Annotated in this window: 22 protein-coding genes; 9 read left to right on the top strand and 13 right to left on the bottom strand. The window is 65.8% G+C overall.

What is annotated here, in order from left to right; all coding sequences use genetic code 11:
• Positions 1-8: 8 nt before the first annotated feature.
• Genes XH96_RS12495 through XH96_RS12485 form a run of 3 tightly spaced genes read right to left on the bottom strand, consistent with a single transcriptional unit; the run spans position 9 to position 3759 of the window.
• The gene (locus XH96_RS12495; RefSeq protein ID WP_194392770.1) at positions 9-2384 is read right to left on the bottom strand and encodes a xanthine dehydrogenase family protein molybdopterin-binding subunit; all 2376 of its coding nucleotides are present in this window, start codon (positions 2382-2384) and stop codon (positions 9-11) included.
• Positions 2381-2902 carry a (2Fe-2S)-binding protein gene (locus XH96_RS12490; protein ID WP_194392769.1) on the bottom strand — a complete coding sequence of 174 codons (522 nt, stop codon included), beginning with the start codon at positions 2900-2902 and terminating at the stop codon, positions 2381-2383. Before XH96_RS12490 ends, XH96_RS12495 begins: the two co-directional genes overlap by 4 nt.
• Positions 2899-3759: a xanthine dehydrogenase family protein subunit M gene (locus XH96_RS12485; RefSeq protein ID WP_194392768.1), complete on the bottom strand. Its 861-nt coding sequence runs from the start codon at positions 3757-3759 to the stop codon at positions 2899-2901. The genes XH96_RS12490 and XH96_RS12485 overlap by 4 nt, the downstream gene beginning before the upstream one ends.
• Positions 3760-4011: 252 nt before the next feature.
• Between XH96_RS12485 and XH96_RS12480 the strand changes: the two genes are divergently transcribed.
• Complete coding sequence (locus XH96_RS12480; protein ID WP_194392767.1) at positions 4012-4647, top strand: TetR/AcrR family transcriptional regulator; 636 nt, start codon at positions 4012-4014, stop codon at positions 4645-4647.
• Between the two features lie 6 nt (positions 4648-4653).
• On the opposite strand, the gene hutU is transcribed toward XH96_RS12480, so the two are convergent.
• Genes hutU through hutI form a run of 3 tightly spaced genes read right to left on the bottom strand, consistent with a single transcriptional unit; the run spans position 4654 to position 9105 of the window.
• Positions 4654-6324 (bottom strand): urocanate hydratase, encoded by a 1671-nt coding sequence (gene hutU, locus XH96_RS12475; RefSeq protein ID WP_194392766.1) that lies wholly within the window; start codon positions 6322-6324, stop codon positions 4654-4656.
• 10 nt (positions 6325-6334) lie between these two features.
• Positions 6335-7894: a histidine ammonia-lyase gene (hutH, locus tag XH96_RS12470; protein ID WP_194392765.1), complete on the bottom strand. Its 1560-nt coding sequence runs from the start codon at positions 7892-7894 to the stop codon at positions 6335-6337.
• Positions 7891-9105, bottom strand: coding sequence for an imidazolonepropionase (hutI, locus tag XH96_RS12465; RefSeq protein ID WP_194392764.1), 1215 nt, complete (start codon positions 9103-9105; stop codon positions 7891-7893). The genes hutH and hutI overlap by 4 nt, the downstream gene beginning before the upstream one ends.
• A gap of 85 nt (positions 9106-9190) precedes the next feature.
• Between hutI and XH96_RS12460 the strand changes: the two genes are divergently transcribed.
• The 8 genes from XH96_RS12460 to XH96_RS12425 all read left to right on the top strand — a co-directional run bounded on the left by XH96_RS12460 (position 9191) and on the right by XH96_RS12425 (position 20594).
• Entirely contained in the window at positions 9191-10549 is a 1359-nt protein-coding gene (locus tag XH96_RS12460) for a formimidoylglutamate deiminase (RefSeq protein WP_194392763.1), read from the top strand.
• Complete coding sequence (hutC, locus tag XH96_RS12455) at positions 10546-11271, top strand: histidine utilization repressor (RefSeq protein ID WP_194392762.1); 726 nt, start codon at positions 10546-10548, stop codon at positions 11269-11271. Before XH96_RS12460 ends, hutC begins: the two co-directional genes overlap by 4 nt.
• A gap of 105 nt (positions 11272-11376) precedes the next feature.
• Positions 11377-12321: an ABC transporter substrate-binding protein gene (locus tag XH96_RS12450; protein ID WP_194392761.1), complete on the top strand. Its 945-nt coding sequence runs from the start codon at positions 11377-11379 to the stop codon at positions 12319-12321.
• 71 nt (positions 12322-12392) lie between these two features.
• Entirely contained in the window at positions 12393-13166 is a 774-nt protein-coding gene (locus tag XH96_RS12445) for an ABC transporter permease (RefSeq protein ID WP_194392760.1), read from the top strand.
• Positions 13163-13948: an ABC transporter ATP-binding protein gene (locus tag XH96_RS12440; protein ID WP_194392759.1), complete on the top strand. Its 786-nt coding sequence runs from the start codon at positions 13163-13165 to the stop codon at positions 13946-13948. The genes XH96_RS12445 and XH96_RS12440 overlap by 4 nt, the downstream gene beginning before the upstream one ends.
• Positions 13941-15173 (top strand): Zn-dependent hydrolase, encoded by a 1233-nt coding sequence (locus XH96_RS12435; RefSeq protein WP_194392758.1) that lies wholly within the window; start codon positions 13941-13943, stop codon positions 15171-15173. Before XH96_RS12440 ends, XH96_RS12435 begins: the two co-directional genes overlap by 8 nt.
• Positions 15174-16328: 1155 nt before the next feature.
• Entirely contained in the window at positions 16329-17489 is a 1161-nt protein-coding gene (locus XH96_RS12430) for an MFS transporter (protein WP_194392757.1), read from the top strand.
• A gap of 261 nt (positions 17490-17750) precedes the next feature.
• On the top strand, positions 17751-20594 hold the full coding sequence (locus XH96_RS12425; RefSeq protein ID WP_194392756.1) for a winged helix-turn-helix domain-containing protein: 2844 nt from the start codon (positions 17751-17753) through the stop codon (positions 20592-20594).
• Positions 20595-20765: 171 nt separating this feature from the next.
• Here XH96_RS12425 and msrA read toward each other — a convergent pair whose 3' ends face one another.
• The 7 genes from msrA to XH96_RS12390 form a co-directional block, all read right to left on the bottom strand.
• Positions 20766-21284 carry a peptide-methionine (S)-S-oxide reductase MsrA gene (msrA, locus tag XH96_RS12420; protein ID WP_194392755.1) on the bottom strand — a complete coding sequence of 173 codons (519 nt, stop codon included), beginning with the start codon at positions 21282-21284 and terminating at the stop codon, positions 20766-20768.
• Between the two features lie 29 nt (positions 21285-21313).
• Positions 21314-21769 (bottom strand): cupin domain-containing protein, encoded by a 456-nt coding sequence (locus XH96_RS12415; RefSeq protein ID WP_194392754.1) that lies wholly within the window; start codon positions 21767-21769, stop codon positions 21314-21316.
• 22 nt (positions 21770-21791) lie between these two features.
• Positions 21792-22214: an OsmC family protein gene (locus XH96_RS12410; protein WP_194392753.1), complete on the bottom strand. Its 423-nt coding sequence runs from the start codon at positions 22212-22214 to the stop codon at positions 21792-21794.
• A gap of 114 nt (positions 22215-22328) precedes the next feature.
• A complete protein-coding gene (locus XH96_RS12405; protein WP_194392752.1) occupies positions 22329-23177 on the bottom strand; it encodes an enoyl-CoA hydratase/isomerase family protein in 849 nt (282 codons plus the stop codon).
• 32 nt (positions 23178-23209) lie between these two features.
• Positions 23210-24523: an epoxide hydrolase family protein gene (locus XH96_RS12400; protein ID WP_194392751.1), complete on the bottom strand. Its 1314-nt coding sequence runs from the start codon at positions 24521-24523 to the stop codon at positions 23210-23212.
• Between the two features lie 240 nt (positions 24524-24763).
• Complete coding sequence (locus XH96_RS12395) at positions 24764-25453, bottom strand: VOC family protein (RefSeq protein WP_194392750.1); 690 nt, start codon at positions 25451-25453, stop codon at positions 24764-24766.
• Between the two features lie 45 nt (positions 25454-25498).
• The gene (locus XH96_RS12390; RefSeq protein WP_194394117.1) at positions 25499-26167 is read right to left on the bottom strand and encodes a sensor histidine kinase; all 669 of its coding nucleotides are present in this window, start codon (positions 26165-26167) and stop codon (positions 25499-25501) included.
• Positions 26168-26243 lie beyond the last annotated feature (76 nt).

The raw sequence follows: 26243 nt of genomic DNA, 5'->3' as shown, positions 1-26243 counted from the left end.
GTCTTTTTCTAGAAACGCTTCAGGGCTTTCAGGACTCTTGCAGGCGTGATCGGAATCGAATTGACGGCGGCGCCGAACGGCACGAGCGCATCATTGACCGCGTTGAGCACGCAGGCGGACGCCGCCGCGGTGCCGGCCTCCCCAACCCCCTTGGCACCGAGCTCGGTGTCGGCGGTCGGCGTATCGACATGGGCGATGGCGATGTCGGGCATCTCCATCGGCATCGGGACGAGGTAGTCGGCGAGCGAACCGTTCACGAGCTGTCCGGTCTCGCTGTAGCGGCACTCCTCGAACAGCGCCGCGCCCAGCCCCTGCACGATGCCGCCGCGAAGCTGCTCGTCCACCAGCATCGGGTTGATGACACGGCCGCAATCCTCGACGATGAAATGCTTCAGGAGCTTGATGAAACCGGTGTCGACATCGACCTCCAGCGAGCAGCCCTGAATGCCGTTGGTGAAGGCGAAGGGATAGCCCTGCGGGGCGAAATGATGGCTGACGGTGAGCTGCGCCTGCGTGCCCGGCGGCAGCGTATCGGAGCGGAAATAGACAATGCGCGCGATCTCCGAGATCGGCAGGCGCCGGTTCCGCGTGCCTGCGTCCACGACATCGCCATCGATGATGTCGAGGGCCGACGGCTGCTCCTGAAGGATGAGCGCGGCAATCTCCAGAATGTTGCGCTTGAGTGCGCGCGCGGCCTGGAGCGCGGTCTCGCCGCCGATGCCGGCGCCGCGGCAGGCCCAGGTGGCGCCGCCATGCGGTGTTACCTCGGTATCGCCGGTGATGACCTTGACGTGCTCCTGCGCAAGGCCGAGCTGATCGGCCACGATCTGGCTGATGATCGCCTCGGTACCCTGTCCTTGCTCGGTGACCGAGATCAGGCAGCGCACCTCGCCCGACGGCGTCAGGCTGACGATCGCCCCGTCCTGCGAGGAGATGCGCGCGCCGCCGACGCCATAGAATGCCGGGCTGGGGTTGGTGATCTCGACAAAGGTGGCAATGCCGATGCCGCGATAGATGCCGCGCTTGCGCAACTCCGCCTGCTCGGCACGCAAGCCGTCATAGCCCATCATCTCCTGCAGGCGCTTGAGGCACGCCTCATGAGACAGCGCCTCGAAGCGGTAGCCGGTCGGCGAGGTCTGCGGATAGGCGTCATCGGCAATCACGTTCTGCGCGCGGATGGCGAAAGGATCGAGGCCGAGCTTCGCCGCCGCCATGTCGACCATCCGCTCGGTGACGGCGCAGGCGATGGGATGGCCGACGGCACGATATTGGCTGGTCTGCACCTTGTTCTGGAAGATCACCTCCAGCGTGGCGCGGTAATTCCTGAAGCGGTAGGGCGCGCCGATCAGGCGGACCACCTGGTTGCCCTCGACCACGCTGGTGCGTGGATAGGTCGAGAATGCGCCGATCGCGGTCAGATCCAGCACGTCCATTGCGAGAATCTCGCCCTTGGCATCCAGCGCCATGCGGGCCCGCACGCGGTGGTCGCGGGCGTGGATGTCGGAGACGAACGATTCAATACGGTCGGCGACGTACTTCACGGGACGGCCGAGCAGGATCGAGAGGCCGACCACCGCCATGTCCTCGTGATAGACATGCAGCTTCATGCCGAAGGAGCCGCCGATGTCGGTCGCGATCACGCGAACACGGGCTTCCGGGATGCCATAGTGGCGCGAATAGAGGTCCTGGAACTGGTAGGGCGTCTGGGTGCCGTGATGCACTGTGAGCATCCCGGCGGCGGGATCGTAGTCCGCAACGATGGCACGAGGCTCCAGCGTTACCGCGGTATGGCGGCCGAAGGAAAATTCCTCCTCCACCACATGGGCTGCGTGCGCGAAGGCGTCATCAACGGCACCGCTGTCGAGCTGGCTGCGGAAGCACACATTGCTCACGCTTCCGGGATTCACCAGCGGGCTGTCGGCCTCACGCGCGCCGTCGATGTCGACGACAATGGGAAGGTCCTCGTAGTCGACCTCAATCAGCTCCAGCGCATCCTCGGCGGTCGCACGGTTCTCAGCGACGACGGCGACCACTGCCTGTCCGGCCCAGACCACGCGATCCAGCGGCAGCGGCAATTGCGGCGCGGAGGTCATGCCCTTGAAATGATCGAGCGTGCCCGTCCAGGGCGTGCAGATTGTTGCGAGATCCGCCCCCGTCGCGACGAGATGCACGCCTTCCAGCGCGCGCGCCTCATCGGTCTTGATCGAGACGATCTTGGCGTGGGCATGCGGACTGCGCAGGAAGGCAGCATGGAGCATGCGCGGCAGACGGAGGTCGCTGACATAGCGTCCGCGTCCGGCGAGCAGGCGCTTGGCATTCGGCCGCGGCAGGGAGCGGCCGATGTAGGAGTTCGGGCGGTCGAGCGAGGTCAGCGGCGCGGTCATCTCGCGCCTCCGGCGCTGCGTGCCTTGGCGACAGCGTCGATGGCATCGACGATGGCTTCATAGCCGGTGCAGCGGCAATAATTGCCCGAGAGCGCGTCGCGGATCTGCTCGCGACTTGGTCGTGCCACCTGCGAGAGCAGCTCGCAGGCGTTGACCAGCATGCCCGGCGTGCAGAAGCCGCATTGCAGCGCGTTGCGGCGATGAAATTCGGCCTGGAGGTCGGCGATCGCCCCGCTCTCGGTGAGCCCCTCGATCGTATCGATCCTGGCGCCGTCGGCCTGCACCGCGAACATCAGGCAGGAGTGCACGGCGCGGCCGTCGATCTGTACCAGGCAGGCGCCGCAGGCGCCCATCTCGCAACCGGCATGCGTGCCCGTCAGCTCGAGCTTGTCGCGCAGGCAGTCAACCAATGTCTCGCGGGGAGCAACCTCGCAGGCGACCTTGCGGCCGTTGACGACGAAGCGGACCCGCACAGTCTCGTCGGCCTCGTCCAGCAGGGTTTCGTCAAAGCCTCTCATGCGCCCTCACCGAGACGTCCAAGCAGGCGGCCAAGCAACACGCGGGCGAGATGCAGGCGCATCGCAGGCGGCACCTCGTCGTTCTCGGGCGGCGCGAGATCATCCTCGAGCGCGGCCTGCGCGGCAGCGATATGTTCCGCATCGAGGCCGAAGCCGATCAAAGCCGCCTCAGCGGCTTTCGCCCGCATCGGCCTATTGCCGACGGAGAAGAAGGAGATGCGGATGTCGTCGATCCGATCACTCGTGAAAGTCGCGAGCATGCCGCAACCGACCAGCGCATAATCCCCGCGCCGCCGCGCCAGTTCGTCGAATGCAAAGCGCTGATCGGCCTTGAACAGCGGAACGTAGATGGCCGTGATCAGTTCGCCGGGCTGCAATGCCGTCTCGAACAAGTCGAAGAAGAACTCATCGGCCTTCACGCGGCGCCTGCCCGAGGCACCGGCGATCTCGATCTCGGCATCCAGAGCCAAGGTCATCGCGGGAAATTCGGAGGCCGGGTCGGCCAGCGCGACGCTGCCGCCGAACGTGCCGCGGTTGCGGATCGCGGGATGGGCGACGAAGGGTGCCGCGGCATGCAGCAGCGGCGCAAACTCCGCGATCAGCGGCTCGCTCAGCATCTCGCAGTGGCGCGTCAGCGCGCCGATGCGCAAACAGGCGCCCTCGCGTCTGACGCCGCGCAGCTCGGCAATGTGCGTGATGTCGATCAACAGCCGCGGCGCCTGGAGCCGCAGCGACAGCGCCGGCACGAGGCTCTGGCCGCCGGCGATGAAACGCGCATCGTCCCCGGCGCGCGCATGAGCGTCCAGCGCCTGGTCGATCGTCGCAGCACGAAAATAGCTGAAAGCGCTCGCCTTCACTGCCGTTTCCCCGAAATCCATCGGCTCATCAGCCGGGATGCCAGATTTGTAACCATCTGGTCTCAAAATCCTGACACGCCGCCGGGAGGCGGTCAACAGGAAATGACCATTTGGTCACAAATGCGCCTTGGGCTATGAAGGCACCAAGACGTACGATTCAGCAACGAAATGGCCCGAAAAGCGCAGAAAACGGCGAAGCGACTGGTCCGAAAACGGACCGAGACAGGCAAGTCCGCGCCAAAGCGCCGCAACATGCGCGCGGCGGATCGGGAGCGCGCGATCGTGGACGAGGCGATCCGGTTCTTTGCGGAGCGCGGCTTCGAGGGCCAGACCCGTGAGCTCGCCAAGCGCATGGGCATCACGCATTCGGCGATCTACCGCCACTTCCCCAGCAAGGAGGCGCTGATCGAGCGGGTCTACCAGGACGTCTATCTCAGCCGCTGGTCGCCCGATTGGGGACCGATGATCCGCGACCGGGCCTTGCCACTGGAGGCGCGGCTCACCCGCTTCTATCTCGACTATGTCGAGCGCGTGTTCGAGTACAATTGGGTGAGGATCTTCGTGTTCTCCGGCATGAAGTCGTTCGGCATCACCAGCCGCTATCTCGACATCGTCAGGCGCGAGATCATCGAGCCCGCGGCCGCCGAGCTGCGTCATGAGCTGAAGTTGCCCGATGCAAAAGCTCACGCGCTGAGTGAACGCGAAACCGAGCTGTTTTGGGGTCTGCACGGCCGCATCTTCTATCTCGCGATCCGCAAGTTCATTTACGCAACGCCGATCCCACCCGATCTCGGCGCCATCGTCCGCGACGCCGTCCAGACCTTCATGGACGGCGCGAAGACGACGATGCCAAAACTGGTCAGCAGTACGTCCCGGCTCGGCGCCTGACTTCGCCTACTTTGCCAAACTCGGCAGATCGAGACCGTTGGCGTGCGCGCAGTCGATCGCCGTCTCATAGCCCGCGTCGGCATGGCGCATGACGCCGCTGGCCGGGTCGTTCCAGAGCACGCGCTCGATGCGCCTGGCGGCTTCCGACGTGCCGTCCGCGACAATCACCATGCCGGCGTGCTGGGAATAGCCGATGCCAACGCCCCCACCATGATGCAGCGACACCCAGGTCGCACCGCTGGCGCAATTGAGCAGCGCATTGAGCAGGGGCCAGTCGGACACGGCGTCCGAGCCGTCCTTCATCGCCTCGGTCTCGCGGTTGGGGCTGGCGACCGAACCGCTGTCGAGATGATCACGGCCGATCACGATGGGGGCTTTCAGTTCGCCCCGCGCCACCATCTCGTTGAAGGCGAGGCCGAGGCGATGGCGATCACCGAGGCCGACCCAGCAGATCCGCGCCGGCAGGCCCTGAAACTTGATGCGCGCCTTCGCCATGTCAAGCCAATTGTGCAGATGCCTGTCGTCGGGCATCAACTCTTTGACCTTGGCATCGGTCTTGAAGATATCCTCGGGATCGCCCGAGAGCGCAGCCCAGCGGAACGGTCCGATGCCGCGGCAGAACAAGGGGCGGATATAGGCAGGGACGAAGCCGGGGAAATCGAAGGCATTCTTCAGGCCCATGTCCTGCGCCATCTGGCGGATGTTGTTGCCGTAGTCGAGCGTCGGAATGCCCTGCGCGTGGAAATCCAACATGGCCTGGACATGGTCGACCATCGACGTTTTCGACGCGCGCTCGACTGCCTTCGGATCGGAAGCGCGTTTCGCCTCCCAATCGGCCAGCGTCCAGCCCTTCGGCAAGTAGCCGTTGATCGGATCATGCGCGCTGGTCTGGTCGGTGACGATGTCGGGCTTGACACCACGGCGAACCAGTTCCGGGAATATTTCGGCGGCATTGCCGAGCAGGCCGACCGAGACCGCCTTCTTCGTCTGCGCGGACTCTGCCATGATCGCGAGCGCCTCGTCGAGCGTTGCGGCCTGGCGATCGAGATAGCCGGTGCGCAGGCGCATCTCGATGCGGCTGGGCTGGCATTCGACCGCGAGCATCGAGGCGCCGGCCATGGTCGCGGCCAGCGGCTGCGCGCCGCCCATGCCGCCAAGGCCGGCGGTGAGAATCCATTTGCCGGCAAGGCTGCCGCCATAATGGCGCCGACCGACCTCGACAAAGGTCTCGTAGGTGCCCTGCACGATGCCCTGGCTGCCGATATAGATCCAGGAGCCCGCCGTCATCTGGCCGTACATCATCAGGCCCTTGCGATCGAGCTCGTTGAAATGGTCGAGCGTTGCCCAATGCGGCACGATGTTGGAGTTCGCGATCAGCACCCGTGGGGCGTCGGCGTGGGTCCGGAACACGCCGACCGGCTTGCCGGACTGAACCAGCAGCGTCTGGTCGGCTTCGAGGTTGCGCAAGGCCGCAACGATCCGGTCAAAGCTCTCCCAGTCACGCGCGGCGCGGCCGATGCCGCCATAGACGACGAGCTCGCTCGGGCGTTCCGCGACATCGGGATCGAGATTGTTCATCAGCATGCGCAAGGGCGCTTCCGTCAACCAACTCCTGGCGCTGATGTCGCTGCCGCGAGGCGCGCGGATGGTGCGGTCATTGTCCAGTCGGCGGTTCATGCGGACCTCTTCAGCTAAGTCTCGGAAATGGATCGGATGAAAGCGCGGCCGTCGCGACGCCCGTCAGCATGTCGGCCTCGATCAACGCAGCCGCCTTGGCGAGATCGCCGGCCATATAGCGGTCGGCACCGAGTGCCGGCACCTGCTCGCGCAAGGCGGCGATGACGGCAGCAAGCGGCCTGCTGGTCGCATGCGGCGCGCGCAGCGCGATGCCTTGCGCGGCGACGAGGAGCTCGATGCCGAGAATGGCGGCAAGATTGTCGGCCATGTCGGACAGCCGCCGCGCGGCGTGCGCCGCCATCGAGACGTGATCTTCCTGGTTGGCGCTGGTCGGCGTCGAATCGATCGAGCAGGCGAGCGCGCGCTGCTTGTTCTCGGCATAGAGCGCGGCCGCCGTCACCTCGGCGATCATGAAGCCGGAATTGATGCCGGGATCGGGCGTGAGGAACGGCGGCAGGCCGAAATTCAGCGCGGGATCGACCAATGTCGCAATGCGCCGCTCGCTGATCGCGCCGATCTCCGACAGAGCCAGCGCGATAGCGTCGGCAGCGAAGGCGACCGGCTCGGCATGGAAATTACCGCCGGAGACGATCTCCCCGGTTTCGACCAGCACCAGCGGATTGTCGGTGACGGCATTGGCCTCGACGATCAGCGTGCGCGCGGCCTGCGTGATCAGGTCGAGCGCGGCGCCCGCGACCTGTGGCTGGCAGCGCAGGCAATAGGGATCCTGCACACGCTCGTCGCCTTCGAGATGCGAGAGTCGGATGTCGCTGCCATCGAGCAGCGCCGTCAGCGTCGCCGCCGCGGCGATCTGCCCGGCATGGCCACGCAACGCCTGGATCTCGGGCCGGAACGGCGCGGTCGAGGCCATCGCCGCGTCCACCGACAATGCGCCGGTGACGAGGGCGGCCCGCGCCAGGCGGAATGCACGCAGCACGCCCGATATGGCGTATGCGGTCGAAAATTGCGTGCCGTTGATCAGCGCCAACCCCTCCTTGGGGCCGAGCGTCAGCGGCGCAAGGCCGGCAGCTGCCAGCGCTTCAGCGCCGGACACGGTTTTCCCGTCAAGGATCGCCTGCCCTTCACCGATCATCACCGCGGTCATATGCGCGAGCGGCGCGAGATCGCCGGAGGCACCCACGGAGCCCTGCTGTGGCACCAGCGGATGGACCCCCCGCGCCAGCATGTCCTGCAGCTGCTCGATCAACTCGCGGCGCACGCCGGAAGCGCCACGGCCGAGCGAGATGATCTTCAGCGCCATCATCAGGCGGACGATTGGCTCTGGCGTCGCCGCGCCGACGCCGCAGCAATGTGAAACGATCAGGTTGCGCTGGAGCAGCGTGGTCTGATCGGGCGGAATACGCTTCGACGCCAGCTTCCCGAATCCGGTGTTGATGCCGTAGGCGGGGACATCCGCGCGCGCAGCTCTTGCCACGATCTCCGCCGCCGCTTCGATGCGCGGCCAGAACGAGGGATCGAGCACGACGGGCGCACCATCGAGCACGCACGCGAGGTCATCGAGGCTGACCGTTCCCGGCGTGACGACGATCACTGCGCCCTCGTTCGTCATTGTCCCCTCCACACCCGGCGGTGCAGCGGATTGAAGCCGATGCGGTAGACCAGTTCGGCGGGCCGCTCGATGTCCCAGATCGCGAGATCGCACCATTTGCCGGCCTCCAGCGTGCCGGCTTCGCTGAGGATACCGAGCGCACGTGCACCCTCACGGGTGACGCCCGCGATGCATTCGGCCACATTCATACGGAACAGCGTCGCGCCCATATTCATCGTGAGCAGAAGCGAGGTCAGTGGCGAACTGCCGGGATTGCAGTCGGTCGCGAGCGCCATGGCAACCCCGTGCGTGCGGAACGCCTCGACCGGCGGCTTTTGAGTCTCGCGAATGAAGTAGAAGGCGCCGGGCAGCAGCACCGCTACCGTCCCGGCCTTCGCCATTGCGGCGGCGCCGGCCTCGTCGGTGTGCTCCAAATGATCGGCCGAGAGCGCCGAGAATTTCGCGGCAAGCGTAGCGCCGCCGAGGTTCGAGAGCTGATCGGCATGCAGCTTGACCGGCAGGCCGAGTTCCCTCGCCGTCTCGAACACCCGTGCGGTTTGCGCAGCCGAGAACGCAATGCCCTCCATGAAGGCGTCAACGGCATCGGCGAGGCCTGTCTTTGCAACCGCCGGCAACATCTCCTTGCAGACGAGATCGATGTAACGGTCCTTGTCACCGTCGGCTTCAACCGGCAGCGCATGCGCGCCGAGGAAGGAGGTGCGGATCGCGACTGGCCTCTCGCGACCAAGGCTGCGCGCGGCCGCGAGCTGCCGCAGCTCCGTTTCGGTATCGAGACCATAGCCGGATTTGATCTCGATCGTGGTTGCACCTTCGGCGATCAAGGCATCGAGCCGAGGCAACGCGCTTGCGACGAGCTCGGCCTCGCTTGCCTTGCGCGTCGCTGCCACGGTCGAAACGATGCCGCCGCCCGCGCGCGCAATTTCCTCGTAGCTCGCGCCCTTCAGGCGTAGCTCGAATTCATGCGCGCGATCCCCGCCATAGACCAGATGGGTGTGACAATCGACGAACCCCGGCGTGATCCACCGCCCGTCGCAGTCGATCCGTTCGGCCGCATCGGCGTCCACCGAAAAATCGGCCTGCGCACCAGCATAGACGATCCTGCCACCGCGGGCGGCGATGATGCCGCGTTCGACCTCGCCGAGATCGGGGCCGTCACCTCGCAGCGTGGCGAGGCGGGCATTGTGCCAGATCCGGTCGAAGCGTTCTGCCATGCGGGTATCCATTCGGCGTCGGATGCTTGACTTATATGTCTAGACATATAATCGTAACGCCGTTCTGTCCAGCCGGCGTGTAACCATGACCCGACTGCATTTCGCTTCCGCGCTCCTGCCTTCGGGCTGGGCCAATGACGTGCAGGTGGTCATCGCCGCCGGCGCGATCGCGGAGGTGACGGCGGGCGTGCAGCCTGCCGCCGGCGACGAGCGCCACCAGATCGCGCTTCCGGGATTGGCGAGCCTGCACAGCCACGCCTTCCAGCGCGGCATGGCCGGACTTGCGGAGCAGCGCGGCGACAGCACCGATACCTTCTGGACCTGGCGCGAGACGATGTATCGCTTTGCGCTCGCCATGACGCCGGACGACGTTGCGGCAGTTGCGACGCTGCTCTATGTCGAGATGCTCGAGCAGGGTTTTACCCGTGTCGGTGAATTCCATTATCTGCATCACGACCGCGACGGCTCGCCCTACGCCGACCTCGGTGAGATGGCCGCGCGCATTGCACAGGCTGCCGAAGCTTCCGGCATTGCACTGACCTTGCTGCCGAGTTTCTATGCGCATGGATCATTTGGGGGTGCAGCACCCCATGCCGGGCAGCGCCGCTTCATCTGCTCAGTCGATCGGTTCGCCGCATTGATGGCTGCTTCGCGCAAGGCGATCGGCGCATTGCCCGGTGCCAATATCGGCATCGCGCCGCACAGTTTGCGCGCGGTGACGCCTGACGAACTCGAATTGATCATCCCGCTTGCCGAGGGCGGGCCGGTGCATATCCACGCCGCCGAGCAGGTGAAGGAGGTCGCGGATTGCCTGGCCTGGTCGAGACTGCGTCCGGTGCAGTGGTTGCTGGAGCACGCGCCGGTGGATCGGCGCTGGTGCCTTATCCACGCCACGCACATGAAGGACGCGGAGGTCGAGGCTTTCGCCAGGACCGGTGCGGTGGCCGGCCTCTGTCCCATCACGGAAGCAAGCCTCGGCGACGGCGTCTTTCCAGCGCGCGAATTTCTCGCGGCCGGTGGCGCCTTCGGCGTCGGCACCGATTCCAACGTGCTGGTCGGCGTTGCTGACGAACTGCGCCAGCTCGAATATGGCCAGCGGCTGAAGCATCGCGAGCGCAACGTGCTCTCCAGCGGCGCGGGACGTTCCACCGGCCGCACATTGTTCGACCATGCGCTTGCGGGCGGCGCGCAAGCGTTGGCGCAGGCGACATTCGGCCTTGCACCGGGCGCGCGTGCAGACATCGTCACGCTCGATACGGCGCATCCTTCGCTGGCAGGCCGCACCGGCGACGCGGCGATCGACGGCTGGATCTTCGCGGCGGGCGGCGGCGCCATCGATTGCGTCTGGGCCGGCGGCCACAAGGTCGTCGAAGGCGGGCGCCACAGATTGCGCCAAGCCGCGCGCGACCGTTTCACCGCTTCGGTGCGGGAGCTCGTCGCATGAGCCTCGTCACCGATGCCGACAAGCCGACCCTCTATAAGCGCATCCGTGCCGACATCGAGCAGCGCATCCTGACCGGCGAGTGGCCGCCGGGCCATCGCATTCCGTTCGAGCACGAACTCGTGGCCCGCTACGGCTGCTCGCGCATGACCGTGAACAAGGCGCTGTCGGAGCTGGCGCAAGCCGATCTGATCGAGCGGCGGCGGCGTGCCGGCTCGTTCGTGCGCCGGCCGCAGCATCAATCGGCGGTGCTCAAGATCGCCGACATTCGCGCCGAGATCACGGCCCTCGGCCGGACTTACGGCTACGAGCTGATCGGCCGCAAGCTGCGCGCGGCGACCGCTGCCGACCGCGATCGCCTCGGCGTCAAGAAGGCAGGCAAGGTGATCGCGATCACCTGCCGCCATAGCGCCGACAACGTGCCCTTCGCCGCCGAGGACAGGCTGATCGACCTGTCGTCCGTGCCGGATGCCGCGACCGCGGACTTCTCGCGCGAGCCCCCCGGCTCGTGGCTGCTTCACCATGTCCCATGGACCGAAGCCGAGCACACGATCAGTGCCATCGTTGCGGACGATCGCACCGCGGAGGCACTCGACATTGCCGTCGGCGCGCCCTGCCTCGTGATCGACCGCTACACCTGGCGGAGCGCGCGCACCATCACCGCGGTACGCCTGCTCTATCCCGGTGACTCTCACCGCCTTGTCGCCCGATTCAAGGGAGGCTGAGAGAACATGTCGGCACAAATCGTGCAACGCTTCGGGCAACGGTCCAGATGGGCCGACAGTGATCAACAGGACGTCAATCCATCGATCGGCAAGAGGACGACAATCATGCGTAGTTCAAAGCTATTTGCGACAATCATTGCTCTCGCGGCCGCCACTCCCGCGCTCGCCGACGACGTCAAGGTCGGCGTCGGCATCTCCGGATGGACCGGCTTCGCGCCGCTGACATTGGCGAAGGAGGCGGGCATCTTCAAGAAGAACGGCCTCGACGTCACCATCAAGAAGATCCCGCAGAAGGACCGCCATCTCGCGATCGCCTCCGGCGACATCCAGTGCGCGGCGACCACGGTCGAGACCTGGATCTCCTGGAACGCCAATGGTGTTGCGACCAAGCAGATCTTTCAGCTCGACAAGAGCTATGGCGCCGACGGCATGGTGGTGCGCAACGACGTCGCCGCGATCAAGGACCTGAAGGGCAAGACCGTCGCCGCGTCCGCACCCGGCACCTCGCCCTATTTCGCGCTGGCCTGGATGCTCAAGAAGAACGGGCTTTCGGTGAAGGACGTCACCGTCGTGAACCTCGAGCCGGCCGCGGCAGCGCAGGCCTTCGTCTCCGGCCAGAACGATGCCGCAATGACCTATGAGCCATATCTGTCGACGGTGCGTGCCGCGCCAGACAAGGGCAAGATTATCGCAACCACGCTCGACTACCCGATGGTCATGGACACTTTCGGCTGCACGCCGAAGTTCCTGACGGAGAATCCCAAGGCCGCCAAGGCGCTCGCCGACAGCTATTTCGAGGCCCTCGAGATGATCGCCAAGGACCAAGCCAAGGCCTACGAGATCATGGGCGCCGACGTGAAGCAGACCGGCGAGCAGTTCGGCAACTCGGCGAAATATCTGCGCTGGCAGGACAAGGCCGCGAACCAGAAATTCTTCGCCGGCGACTTCCTGACCTTCAACAAGGAGGCCGCCGACCTCCTGCTCGAGATCGGCATCATCAAGGCCGCGCCGAAGGTCGAGGACCTCTTCGACGCGAGCTTCATCAAGTAAGCTGCTGCAAGCCGCCGGTTCCGCCACGAGGCGGAGCCGGCCCGTGATCGACTATTCGGATAGACAGTTTGATGCGCCCCCTGGACCCTGTTACATCGAGGCAGCGCGTGGCCTACGGCCTCGCGTTCTTCGTGCTGTTCGTCGCCCTCTGGTCCTGGGCGACGTTCGGCGGCCACGTGTCGAAGACCTTTCTCGCCAACCCGCTGACCATGGTGCAGGAAGGCTTCGACCTGCTGACCAAGCAGGGATTCGCGTTCGACATCGGCATGACGATCTGGCGCGTCGTTGGCGGCTTTGCGCTCGCGGCGATCATCGCGGTGCCGCTCGGCGTCTTGATGGGCGCCTACAAGCCAGTCGAGGCGTTCCTCGAACCATTCGTCTCCTTCGCACGCTATCTGCCTGCCTCCGCCTTCATTCCGCTCCTGATCCTGTGGGCGGGCATCGGCGAATTGCAGAAGCTGCTCGTGATCTTCATCGGCTCGGTATTCCAGGTCATCCTGATGGTCGCGGTGACCGTCGGCGCCACGCGGCGCGATCTGGTCGAAGCCGCCTATACGCTGGGCGCCGGCGACCGCGGCATCATCCGCCGGGTGCTGCTGCCTTCCTCGGCACCCGAGATCGCCGAGATCCTGCGGCTGGTGCTTGGCTGGGCCTGGACCTACGTCATCGTCGCCGAGTTGATCGGCTCGTCCTCCGGCATCGGTCACATGATCACCGACAGCCAGGCGCTGCTCAATACCGGCCAGATCATCTTCGGCATCATCGTGATCGGACTGATCGGCCTGATCTCGGACTTCCTGTTCAAGGCGTTCAACGCCTGGCTGTTTCCGTGGAGGCTCGCATGACGATCCTCAAGGTCGAACAGGTCTCGCGCACCTTCCCCGCTCGCCACGGCAACGCACCGACCAGGGCGCTGGAACCGACCGACCTCGTCATCGGCAACAACGACTTCGTCACCATCCTCGGTCCCTCCGGTTGCGGCAAGTCCACGCTGCTGCGCATCGTCGCCGGCCTCGACCGCCCGACCAGCGGACGCGTCACGCTCGACGGGCGCGAGGTGACCGGCCCGGGCGCCGATCGCGGCATGGTGTTCCAGTCCTACACGCTGTTCCCGTGGCTCACGGTGCGCGAGAACATTGCCTTCGGCCTGCGCGAGCGCGGCGTGGCGCAGGACGAGCGGAACAAGATCGCCGATGCCTTCATCCGCCAGGTCGGATTGTCGGGCTTCGAGAACCATTGGCCAAAGCAGCTCTCCGGCGGCATGCAGCAGCGCACGGCAATCGCACGGGCGCTCGCCAATGATCCGAAGATCCTCTTGCTCGACGAGCCCTTCGGCGCATTGGACAACCAGACCCGCGCCCTGATGCAAGAAATGCTGCTCGGGATCTGGGAGCGCGACCAGAAGACGGTGCTGTTCGTGACCCACGACATCGAGGAAGCGATCTTCCTCGGCAGCCGCGTCATCGTCATGAGCGCGCGTCCCGGCCGCATCAAGGCCGAGATCCATGTGGACCTGCCGCATCCACGCTCCTACAAGATCAAGACCACGCCGGAATTCGTCCAGCTCAAGGAGCGGCTGGTCGAGGAGATCCGCACCGAGGCGCTGAAAGTTGCCGAACATGCCTGACACCCAGCCGCGCGCCGACGGAAATCGCGTCCTCGCCGACCTCCATGCGCTCCGCGCCATGGGCGCCTACAAGACCGGCGTGCACAAGCCGACCTTTTCGGAGCCGCACAAGCTTTCGCTGGAGTGGCTCGTTCAGAAGCTGCCCGAGGCCAACCTCTCCGCGACGATCGACGGCATCGGCAATGTGTTCGGCACCAGCACGAAGCCCGGGCCGAAGCTGCTGGCGGGCTCCCACCTGGAAAGCCAGAACTACGCCGGCTGGCTCGATGGCCCGCTCGGCGTCGTCTACGCGCTCGAGGCGGCGCGCGTGCTCAATACCGATCCATCGCTCAACGGCGCGGTCGAAGTCGCCGCCTGGTGCGACGAGGAGGGACATTTCGGCCATTTCCTCGGCTCGCGCTCCTATGTCGGACAGGTGACAGAGGCCGACGTCGACGCTGCGCGCGACCGCACCAGCGGCCGCACCATGCGCGATGCGCTTGCCGACATGGGTCTCGCCGGACGCCCGCGCATCACCGTCGAGCCGGGGCGGCACGTTGGCTATCTGGAGGCGCATATCGAGCAGGGCGATACGCTCGAAAGCGGCGGCCTCGCGATCGGCGTCGTGACCTCCATCGTCGGCATCTGGCAGTACCAGATCAATTTTACCGGCGAGCAGAACCACGCCGGCACCACGCGCATGGCAGCGCGGAAGGATGCCGGCCTCGCGCTGGCAAAATTCTGCGTCGCGATCGACGACCGCTTTCCGTCTGCCTGCGGCCCGCGCACGGTCTGGACCACCGGGCGCATCACGCTCGATCCGGGTGCGCCGAGCATCATTCCGGGTGGCGCAGAGATGCTGTTCCAGATCCGCGACGATGATCCGGCCGTGATCGCGCGGCTGGAGCAATTGCTGCGGATCATGGCGGAGGAGGCCAGTTCGAACGGTCCCTGCACCGTCACCGTCGAGAAATTGCGCACTGGTGCGCCCGCCATGATGAATTCCGGCTTCCAGGACGCGATCGAGGCCGCGAGCAGGGCCCTGGCCGGCGGCCGGTCCCTCCGCATGCCGAGCGGCGCCGGGCATGACGCGCAGATGCTCGCGACCGTCATGCCCGCGGGCATGCTGTTCGTGCCTTCGATCGGCGGCATCAGCCATCACTGGACCGAGAACACCGCCGACGCCGATATCGTCACCGGCGCAGAGGTGTTCGTCGACGCCTGCCGGCGGATCCTCGGCGGCTAGAGCGAGACGTGGCTGCCGACCTGCGGCAGTCGATCGCGCGGCACAAGCGCTCGTATCCCGGACAAGCTGCAATGCGTGAAGCATTGCGGCGCGGAGCCGGGACCCAGGCAACACGGCAATTGCGGATAGATGGACCCCGGCTCTGCAGCGGGCCACGAGAGCGAAGTGTAGCGCCCGCTCTCTCCAAGTCGTCATTGCGAGCGCAGCGAAGCAATCCAGAGTCTCTCTCCGCGGTGGGATTCACGATCGTCTCGGAGTACTGGATCGCCCGCCTACGCGGGCGATGACGCCGAGTGTGGGGCTGCAGACATGCCTTCGCGTTCTCGCGGCCGAATTCGCCCGAGCTTTGCTTCGTCGTTCCACCCTCTTGAGCCAAGAGAGGGCGCAGGGAAGGCCGGGTGCCGGCTCGCACCCGCGGTCTGCTGCGCATAGAGCACACGCAGAAACCGCACAGCAGCATACAGGTGAAGCCCAACACACGGCCTTCCCTGCGCGATGGTCGGACGGCTTATGCCGTGCTCTCCCGGGAGCCGAGTTCGTTCTGGCCTCCCTCGTCCTTGCGAAATTCACCGGCGCCGCGCCGGTTGACGCGACTGCCGCCTCCGCAAGAGCTTGACCGTAGCAACGACGGTCAGGACCACACGGTTTGCCGTACGCGCGGTTCGTTGGCGCCACAGAGTTCGACGGCGTTGTGCACTTTGCCGCCGAAATGCTGGCACGACGAACCTGACAGCGCCGCTCGTCCGCACGCGTTTCGGGCTCACGGAGAGCAATCCGCCCTGCCCTTCACCTCTCGTGCACGACGCTGCCGCGTCCACCGCAAGCCCGGCTCGCGACAATGACGACCTCACGATCGCCTCTCAAGAATGAGCCGGGATGGGCGACACATACGCCATTTCCGAATTTCGGTAAAGCGGAATATTTTCGTGCGGGCGGATTGACAGAGGGGCGACACAGCAAGGTGCTTGGCCCGGATGAGCGAAGCGACATCCGGAATCTTTGCGCGTGAATTCCCGGGTGTCGCTTCGCTCACCCGGGCCACGAGAGCATGCCCACCACGCGTCGGCCACGACGAACCGAGCGCGCCTCGGCCATAAAGCCGCGGCATTTCTCGGGTTTGTCCTCCGTCCCGCCCCTGCTTCCCCCGGAGTTCTCATGTCTTCAGCCGATCGGCCGGCGACCCGCCTTGCGACCAGACTTGCCTTCTTCGTCGCAGGCTTCGGCATCGCGTGCTGGGCGCCGCTGGTGCCCTTCGCGAAGGCGCGGCTCGGCGTCGACGACGGGGTCCTCGGGCTGCTCCTGCTCAGCCTCGGCATCGGCTCGGTCGTAGCGATGCTGCTGACCGGCGTTCTCAGTGCGCGCTATGGCAGCAGACCGATCATCGTCGCAAGCGGGTTCATGCTCGCGCTGGTCCTGCCGCTGCTCGCGATCGCAAGCTCGCCCATGTCTCTGGCGCTGGCGCTCTTTGCGTTCGGCGCCGCGCTCGGCTCGATCGACGTCGCCATGAACATCCACGCCGTGGAGGTGGAGCGCGCCGCGGGACGCCCGCTGATGTCCGGCTTCCACGCCTTGTTCAGCATCGGCGGCTTCGCCGGATCCGCGCTGATGACAGTGCTGCTCTCGTTGCAACTCGGCGCGCTGGCCTGCACATTGATCTGCTCCGTCCTGATGCTGCTCGCGATGTTTGCGACCTGGCCGCGCCTGCTTCGCTCAGTGCAGGTGCAGGACGGCCCGTTGTTCGTGCTGCCGCACGGGTCGGTGCTGCTGCTTGCGCTGCTCGGCGCCATCACCTTCCTCGTCGAAGGCGCAATGCTCGATTGGGGCGCGCTCCTCGTGATTGGCGCGGGACTCGTCACCGAGGCGCAGGGCGGAGCCGGCTACATCGTGTTCTCGATCGCCATGACGATAGGCCGGCTCGGCGGCGACGCGGTCGTTGCGCGCATCGGGGACCGCACGACCTTGCTCTGGGGCAGCCTCATCGCGATCGCGGGCTTTGTGGTCCTGCTGACAGCGCCTGTCGCGGCGGTCGCCCTCGGCGGATTCCTGCTGATCGGGCTCGGTGCGTCAAACCTCGTGCCGGTGCTGTTCCGGCGGGCCGCGCAGCAAACGGTGATGCCTACCGGGCTTGCGGTCGCGGCGATCACGACTGCGGGATACGCGGGGGTCCTGATCGGCCCCGCCGGCGTCGGCTTCGTCGCACGTCTTGGCGGATTACCCATGGCGTTCTGGCTGCTGGCCGGATTGATGGGCCTCGTCACGCTGTCGGCGCGGATCGTCACGGCGGAGCAGCGCCAGATGTCGCGCGTCGATGCGTGAGCGGCCCTGTGCCGAATTACGGATGGGAGGGGCGGGATTGCCATCGGCCACAATGGTCCCATGCACGCGCGGGTCCAGGACCAGCATCTTGGCATGCCAGCCTAAACCCTTATTTCGCAGGCACTATTTTGGTTGGCGGAAAAGCCCGAGCCATCTGCGCCGGTCTGTCTGCCATGCGGCTTTCGGCCAGTTTACTGGACGCGTCGTTCTGCTAGATCACAACCGAATACCTTTTGACTCCCGTGGAGGGGGCAATGGCACGTGGAAACCCATAGTAATCACGACTCGCACATTTCTTTTGGGCCATTTCGGCTGTTTCCAAAGTCGCGGCTCCTGGAGAAGGACGGGGCGGCGCTTCATATCGGCGGCCGCGCGCTTGATATTCTGATCTTGCTTGCCGAGCGCCCCGGTGAAGTCATCGACAAGAGGGAGCTGGTCAAGCGCATCTGGGCCGACGTGAATGTCGACGAGGGCAGTCTGCGCTTCCATGTCGCAGCACTGCGCAAGGCGCTCGGCGATACCGGCAAGTCGACGCGTTATGTCCTCAACGTGCCCGGCCGCGGCTATTGCTTTGTCGCGCCGTTCGTTCAAGCAGCTCCGCCGGTCTCCTCAGTCGCAGCCGAGATCTCCCCTCCTCGCTCCCTGCCTGCTCAGCTTGCAAAGATGATCGGGCGAGAGGAGGTCATCGAGAAGATTTCGAACGGATTGACCCTGCATCGCTTCATGACGGTGGTCGGCCCGGGCGGCATCGGCAAGACCGCCGTCGCCGTCACGGTCGGGCATCGCCGCTCGGCAGATTTCGGCGGACGCGTCTTCTTCGTCGACTTCGGTCCGCTGCGGGACGCCAGCCATGTCACGACCACCGTCGCCTCGGTCCTCGGACTGACCGTGAGCTCGGAGGACCCGACGCCGGCCCTCCTGACATTCCTGAAGACCGGCCCCGCCCTGCTGATCTTCGACAGTTGCGAGCATGTGCTGGATACGCTGGCTCCGCTCGTGGAGCGTATCGTTCGCGAAGCGCCGCAGCTTCGCGTTCTCGCAACCAGCCGCGAGTCGTTCCGGAGCGAAGGCGAACGGATCTTTCGTCTGTTCCCGCTGGATTGTCCGCCGGAGCGTGGGGGTCTCGAGGTCGCCGAGGTCCTCGCCTATCCCGCCGCTCAGCTCTTCGTCGAGCGCATCGCGCAGAGCTCGGGTCCGTTCCAGCTCAGCGCTGAAGAAGCGCCGCTGGTGGCGAGCATCTGCCGGCGCCTCGACGGTATTGCGCTGGCGATCGAGCTCGCGGCGGGCCGTGTCAACGCATACGGCATCGCCGGAACGGCCTCCCTGCTCGACAGCCGCTTTTCGCTGCAATGGCGGGGGCGGCGCACGGCCGTGCCGCGGCACCAGACGCTCGCCGCTGCGCTCGACTGGAGCTACGACCTCCTGCCGCCGGCGGAAAGCGCCACCTTGCGGCGACTGTCGGTGTTCGCCGGGCCGTTCGCGCCGGAGGCGGCCGCCGCGGTCGCATCGGGCGAGGGCCTCAGCACCTCGGAGACGTTGGAGGCGATCGACAGCCTGGTCACCAAATCGCTGATCTCGCCATCCGGTTCGCGGACGCTGCGCTATCGCCTGCTCGACACCACGCGCACCTACGCGCTCGGGAAGCTGAACGAGCTCGGAGAAGCGCGGACGTTCGCGCGGCGCCACGCCGAGCATTTTCGCGAATTCTTCGAGCATGCGGAGGCCGATACATCGACATCGCTGCCCGAATGGCTGAGCATCTATGCGGGGGAGCTGGACAATGTGCGCGCCGCGCTGGATTGGGCTTTCTCGCCCGACGGCGACGCAGGGCTCGGCATCGCGCTGACGGCGGCCGCGATCACCCTCTGGGTGCGGCTTTCGCTGTTCGCCGAATGCCGAGAACGCAGCAGAACGGCACTGGCGGCGCTCGGAGACGGCGCGGACAACGACCGCATCCGCATGCAGCTGCTGTCGGCACTCGGCTGGTCGCTGATGTATGGCGAGGGTCGCGCGCGCGAGGCGCGCCCGATCCTGGAGACGACTCTCGAGCTGGCGGACAGGCTCGACGACAAGGATTTCCGGCTGCGCGCGCTCTGGGGCCTGTGCATCGACCAGTTCAACAACGGACAGTTCGGCAGGGCCCGCGCGTTCGCCGATCGTTTTGCGAGCGCGGCGGCGAACTCTCCCGACAAGACCGACGTCATGCTGGGCGACCGGCTGATGGCTGTAGCGCTGCACTATCTCGGCGACCAGAACGAGGCGCGGCAGCGCATCGACCGGGTCAATGCATCGCTGCACTTTCTGGCGGAGAAGCCCAAGATCTTCCCGCTCGATCTCAGGATCTCGACGCAGTATTTCCGGGCCCGTATCCTGTGGCTGCAGGGTCTCGCCGACCAGGCGCTGGCGCTGGCGGCGAGAAACATCGAGGAAGGCCGAGCCAACGGTCACGCCCTGACGTTCTGCAGCGTGCTGGGCCAGGCCGCCTGCCCCATCGCCTTCTGGGCCGGCGATCTCGACGCCGCGGAGCGCCACGGCACCGAGCTGCTCGAGCACACCGATCGGCACGCGATCCGGCTGTGGGGCCTGTGGGCAAGAGCCTTCAATGCGGCAGTCGTCGCCAAGCGCGGCGACATCGCGATCGGCCTGCCGCTGCTGCGCGAAGAACTCAACCGCGCCGGCGATGCACGCTTCCTGCCGCGCTTTCTTCCACTGCTTGGCGAGCTTGCGGCGTGCTTTGGCGAAGCCGACCAGGTCGATCGCGGCCTCGACGTCATCGACGACGTCCTGACCCGTTGCAACGACCGGCAGGAGCTCTGGTATCTGCCTGAGTTGATGCGCATCAAGGGAGAGTTGATGCTCAGGAGCGCGCGGCATTCAGCGGACGCCGAGGCACGCTTTCGCGAGGCCATGGAGATTGCCGTCCAGCAGGGCGCGCGCTTCTGGGAGCTGCGCTGCGCGATCAGCCTCGCGCGGCTCAGGATGGGGGCCGGCCGGAGTGCGGACGCACTGGCCGATCTGAAGAATGTCCTGGGATCGTTCACGGAGGGCGCCGAGATCGCCGACATGCGCACCGCACGCGAGTTGACGGCGCAACTCCGGAACTGACGGCGCCGCCTCGCCCCCAGCAGCAGCCGAGGGTGCACGTTCACAAGTTGGTCGTCATGCCCGGGCTTGTCCCGGGCATCCACGTTCTTTGTGCGACGTGGCAAGGCGTGGATGGCCGGGACAAGCCCGGCCATGACGTCGTGGAGAGTTCGGTTTCTCCAACGCTCACTATCATAGGCCCTGAGCGGCAGCCGCGCGCCGCGGCAGCTTCCAGTCGGGCCGGATGAAGTGGCAGGTGTAGCCGTCAGGATAACGTTCGAGATAATCCTGATGCTCCGGCTCGGCCTCCCAGAACTCGCGAGCGGGCGCGACCTCGGTCACCACCTTGCCGGGCCACAGGCCGGACGCCTCGACGTCGGCAATGGTGTCTTCAGCGATCCGCTTCTGCTGGTCACTCGTGTAGAAGATCGCCGACCGGTAGCTCGTGCCGAGATCATTGCCCTGACGGTTGAGCGTGGTCGGATCGTGGATCTGGAAGAAGAACTCCAGCATCGTGCGGAAGCTGGTCCTGGCGGGATCGAAGATGATCTCGATCGCTTCGGCATGGCCTTCGTGATTGCGATAGGTGGCGTTCTTCACATGCCCGCCGGTGTAGCCGACGCGGGTGGAGATCACGCCCGGCTGCTTGCGGATCAGATCCTGCATGCCCCAAAAGCAGCCCCCGGCCAAAACTGCGCGCTCTGTCGTCATCTGACGCTCCATTGGTTTGATTGAGATATTCAGCGCTTGTCCCCCGCAGTATGCAAGCGCGGATCATCAACGTCATCGTGATATTCGAGGCCCAGCGGCCCGATGGCCGAGACCTGCGTGACATATTCGCCTGATCTCGCCCAGTGAAAATGCCAGGTGTCGCCGGGCAGCACGATGACGCTGCCGGGCGGATAGGCTTTCACCTTGTCGCCATCGAAGCGCTCGCCGAGCCCGATGTAGAAGACGCCCGACATGACCGTGTAGATGCGGTCCTCGGGATGCTTGTGCGGCATCAGCTTCGTGCCGCCGGGCACCTTCACCCGGACAAGGTAAGGTCCGGGCTCGGAGGGATGGCCGACCATCACCGCCAGCCGCGCGCCCGGCGGGAAAGCGGGGAAGGGCTGCCATGCGACGTCCTCGGGCAGGATTGCCCGAAACCTGTCTTCGTCAGGCTGATGTTGGCGAGGCAGATCCTGGCGCGGCATGGCAGCGTCTCCATTGTTCCGATCAGCCCAGCTTGGCGTCGAGCGTAATCGCGGCGTTGAGCACCTTGGACACCGGGCAGTTCTTCTCGGCCTCGCCGGCGATCTTCGCAAAGCCGGCCTCGTCGAGGTTCGGCACTTTTGCACGCAAGGTCAGCGCCGACTTGCTGATCTTGAAGCCCTTGCCCTCGGGCTCGAGTGTCACCGCGGCTTCCGTCGACAGTTCGTCCGGCGTGAAACCTGCCATCTGAAGGCCAAACGCCAGCGCCATCGTAAAACAGCCTGCATGGGCCGCCGCGATCAACTCCTCGGGATTGGTCCCCTTCTCGTTCTCGAAGCGGGTCTTGAACGAATAGGGCGTCTGCGCGAGCACGCCGGATTCGCTCGTCAGATGACCGGTCCCATCGCGACCAGTGCCCTTCCAGACTGCCGTTGCCTTGCGGATCATTTCAGTTCTCCTTGTTTGATTTCAGCACCGGCGCTGCGTACCGGTGGAAAGGCGACATTGGCACGACCGCCCGTCACCGTTCCAACCGGCCGAACGCCGCAGCGGTTCCGTCAGCTAGGTGCCGATCTGCCCGACGTGGAAACCGAGCCGGTTCTCGACATCGCCCGCGCGGTGGAAGCCGCGCGCCAACAGCGCCTTGATCCGGCTCTGGCTCGCAGGCCGGCCGAGCGCCGCCAGGAACGCATCCCACTCCGGCTTGATCTCGGCATCGGGTGGCAGGCTCGCGACGTCGACGAGGCGCTTGGTCTCGGCGATTGCCTCCTTGTCGAAGGACGCGATGCGCATCGCGAGCGCCTCGACGAAACCGTCGAGCTCGGCATCCGGCAGCGACCGGTTGACATAGCCGTAGCGCTCGGCGAGATCACCGTGGATATCGTCTGCGCCGAGCAGCACTTCGAGCGCGCGGCCGCGGCCGATCAGGCGCGGCAACCGCGCCATCGGCCCGCCACCGGGCACGAGGCCCGCGCCGACCTCCCATTGCGACAGGATCGCCTTCTCGCGGCTGGCAAAGCGCATGTCGCTGGCGAGCGCGAGCTCGCTGCCGACGCCGGTGGCGCGGCCCCGGATCGCGGTAATCGAGACCACCGGCGCACGGCTGAGGCGGACCAGCATGTCGGGCAGCGCCTGCAGGCCGGTCGGCCCGGGCGGGATGCTCAACGACTCTTGCAGCGGTGCGAGGAAATCGTAGTGGGTGATGAAGAAGCCCTCGACGGCGCTGTCGAACACCACGACCTTCACGTCCGGATCCGTCTCGATCGCCGTGACGATGTCGCCCAGCAGCGGAAGCTGCTTCGGCCCGAAAATATTCACCGGCGGCATGTCGAAGGTGACGCGCCAGTAGGACGGCAGCCGGCGCTCCAGTCGGATGTCACCGGTCGTGAGATTGCGTTCGGGACGGTTCATCTCTTGTACTCCCTGATGCATGTGTTCGCGCTTCAGATCGATTGCCGCAGCGGACGGAACGCGGTGCGCATCTCCGCACAGAACAGCGCGGGTTGCTCCCAGGCAGCGAAATGTCCACCCTTGTCGAGACGACTGTAGTGGATCAGCCTGGGATAGGCCTTCTCGGCCCAGCTCCGCGGCGCGGCGTAGATCTCGTCCGGGAAGACGCTCACAGCGACCGGTATCCTGACGTGCTTGGGCGCGAAGAACACCAGCTTGTTCTCCCAATAGAGCCGCGCCGACGACACCGCGGTGTTGGTGAGCCAATAGAGCGTGATGTTGTCGATCACATCGTCCCGTGACAGACCTTCGGTCTTGCCGTCGAAAACGCGCGCGATCATTGCGGCACTGCGTGCGTCGTGGTCGAGCATCCAGGAGGCGAGACCCGCGGGCGAATCCACGAGGCCGTAGAGCGTCTGCGGCCGGTTCGACATCTCGATCGCGTAGCCGAGACCATGCTTGTAGAAATCGTCGAGCTGGTCGTAGGCGATGCGCTCGTCGGTCGAGAGATCCGGCGGCCGCACTCCGCCCGGCTGAAGCGCCCTGGCGATGTCGTCGGGCACGGTCGCGGGCATGTTGGTGTGGATGCCGAGCAGCTCGGGCGGTGCGATCAGCGCCATCTGCTCGGTGACGGCATTGCCCCAATCGCCGCCTTGCGCGACATAGCGGCTGTAGCCGAGCCGCTTCATCAGCACGATCCAGGCGCGCGCGATGCGCCGGGGATCCCAGCCGAGCTCCGTCGGCTTGCCCGAGAAGCCGTGGCCGGGGAGCGAGGGGATCACCAGATCGAACGCGTCCGTGGCGCCGGCGCCGTGCGCGGTCGGATCGGTGAGCGGGCCGACGATCTTCATCTGCTCGATGATCGAGCCGGGCCAGCCATGCGTGACGATCATCGGCAGCGCATTCTCGTGCCGCGAGCGGACGTGAATGAAATGGATGTCGACGCCGTCGATGTCGGTGACGAATTGCGGCAGAGCGTTCAGCCGCGCTTCGATCTTGCGCCAGTCGTAGTCGCTCTGCCAGTAGCGCACCAGCTCCTGCACCGTCCTCAGTTGCACGCCCTGCGATTGATCGGTGACGATCTCGCGATCCGGCCAGCGGCTGGCCGCGAGACGACGGCGGAGGTCGAGCAGGTCCGCCTCGGGCACGTTCACGTGGAACGGGCGGATCGTGCCGTTCGCAGCCGCCCTCGCCGGCTGCAGCGGCAGCAGGCTCGACACGCTGGCGGCAACCGCGCCCATCGCGGCCTGGCTCAGCAATTGACGCCGATCGGGGTTGAGGATGTCGGTGCGGACTTGCGTCGTCATTTGGATCTCCCTTGCTTCGACCGGTGCCCGGATCGGGTCCGAGAGCGGCACATCGGTTCGTTCTGTGCAGAGATTGACGCGGGCAAGTCCGATTTGCTCGTTATGGCTTGTTAGGCCTCGTTAGCCCTTGCGAGTCCGCGCGATGAAACAGAACACGCGATGTCGATGCGGCACGGCGCGCGACGAGGTCAGTCATCGCGCGCCGTGTCGGCCAAAGTCGGGAGCGGGCTGGCCTGCAATTCACGACGGCAGCGGCTGGCCGGCCTGCTCGCGGACGATATAGTCGGCGTACCAGTCCGCCCAATTCTCGTCGTGTCCGCCGGTCCGCGTCTCGTGCTCGCCATGCGCGGTCGCCGCTCGGCACAGCGCCGCCGCCAGATCGGTCGTCGACGCGAATGTCGTGGCGCCGCCCGCGATGCGCCCGGGCAGTCGCGTCGTGACCTCCTGAAACAGCCAGCCATTGCCGTCAGGGTCGCTGAACGATGCGAATGAACTGTAGCTGCCGCGTTTCGGATCGGCACCGCCGACTCGAACGCTGCCGAAGAGATACGGCTCATCGGGCCCGGCATGAACGTCGCCGCCACCGTGAAATGGCTCGCTGACGTCGATGCCGCGGTCGAGCAGGTCCTGCCGGGCGACCTCCAGATCGGAGACGATCAGGTACAGGCCTCGCACTGAGCCGGGCGCTGCGGCCGTCACGTTCCTGCCGAAGATCACCGAGCAGGCCGAGCCCGGCGGCGTGAACTGGATCACGCGCCAGTCCTCGCCTGACGAAAAATCGGCGTCGAGTCGCCAGCCGAGGCGGGCGTAGAACGCCTTGGCACGGTCGACGTCGGACACGGGGATCACGACGACCTCGAGCTTCAGGTCAACGCTGCGCGATGTCGAGGGCCTGGCTCCGGTTTCGCGATCGATTTCGATGGCGGTCATGTCGAACTCCCTGATGTGAGACGCGGTTGCATATATGGAAGGGCTTCATGCGACAGTCGGCATCACGATCGTCACCCGCGTGCCGCCCTGCCCCGCCTCACCATGCAACCGCGCGTGGATGCTGCGTGCGAGCCCTTCGAGAATCCGGCTGCCGGTGCCCTGAAGCGGGCCGGTCGCACCGATGCCGTTGTCGGCCACCGTGCAGAACCAGGCGCCGTCGCGGTTCGCCAATTCGATGCGGATCAGCGCATCGCTTCGGTTCGGGAAAGCGTGCTTCGCCGCGTTCGTGACCAGCTCGGTGAGCATCAGCGCGAGCCGGTGACATTGAGCGGCCGGCAGCCTGCCGCTCTCGATCGCGGCTTCGCAGCGGATGCCTGCCGGCTCCAGCACCGCTTCGGAGAGGGCTCCGCACAGCTTTTCGAAGAACGGCTCCACCGCGATGGCCGATGGATCGTCGTTGTCGGACAGAAGCTGATAGAGCCGGCCGAAGGCGACGATGCGCCGCTCGAGGCGGTCCACCGCCAGCGACACATCCCTCTTACTCGCGCGCGTGAAGTCGCGGCGGACTGACGCACCGAGCAGCGTCAGCGTGTTCTTCATGCGATGGTGGGACTCCCGCAGCACGAGTTCCCAGTCACGCGACTGATCATCGAGACTGGCGACGAGTTGAGGTCGAACGACGTGGTCGTTCACTCTAGCGCCGATACCGGACATCATGGCCTCCCCGTTGAAACAGGATCTCACTCGAAGGCTATAGTGGATGCGTCGCGCGCGTTTTGCCCGTTAGACG

The organism is Bradyrhizobium sp. CCBAU 51765, from assembly GCF_015291725.1.
GTDB lineage: Bacteria > Pseudomonadota > Alphaproteobacteria > Rhizobiales > Xanthobacteraceae > Bradyrhizobium > Bradyrhizobium liaoningense.
Note: the sequence above shows the minus strand (reverse complement) of the source record. Positions and strands in the feature narration are given on the sequence as shown.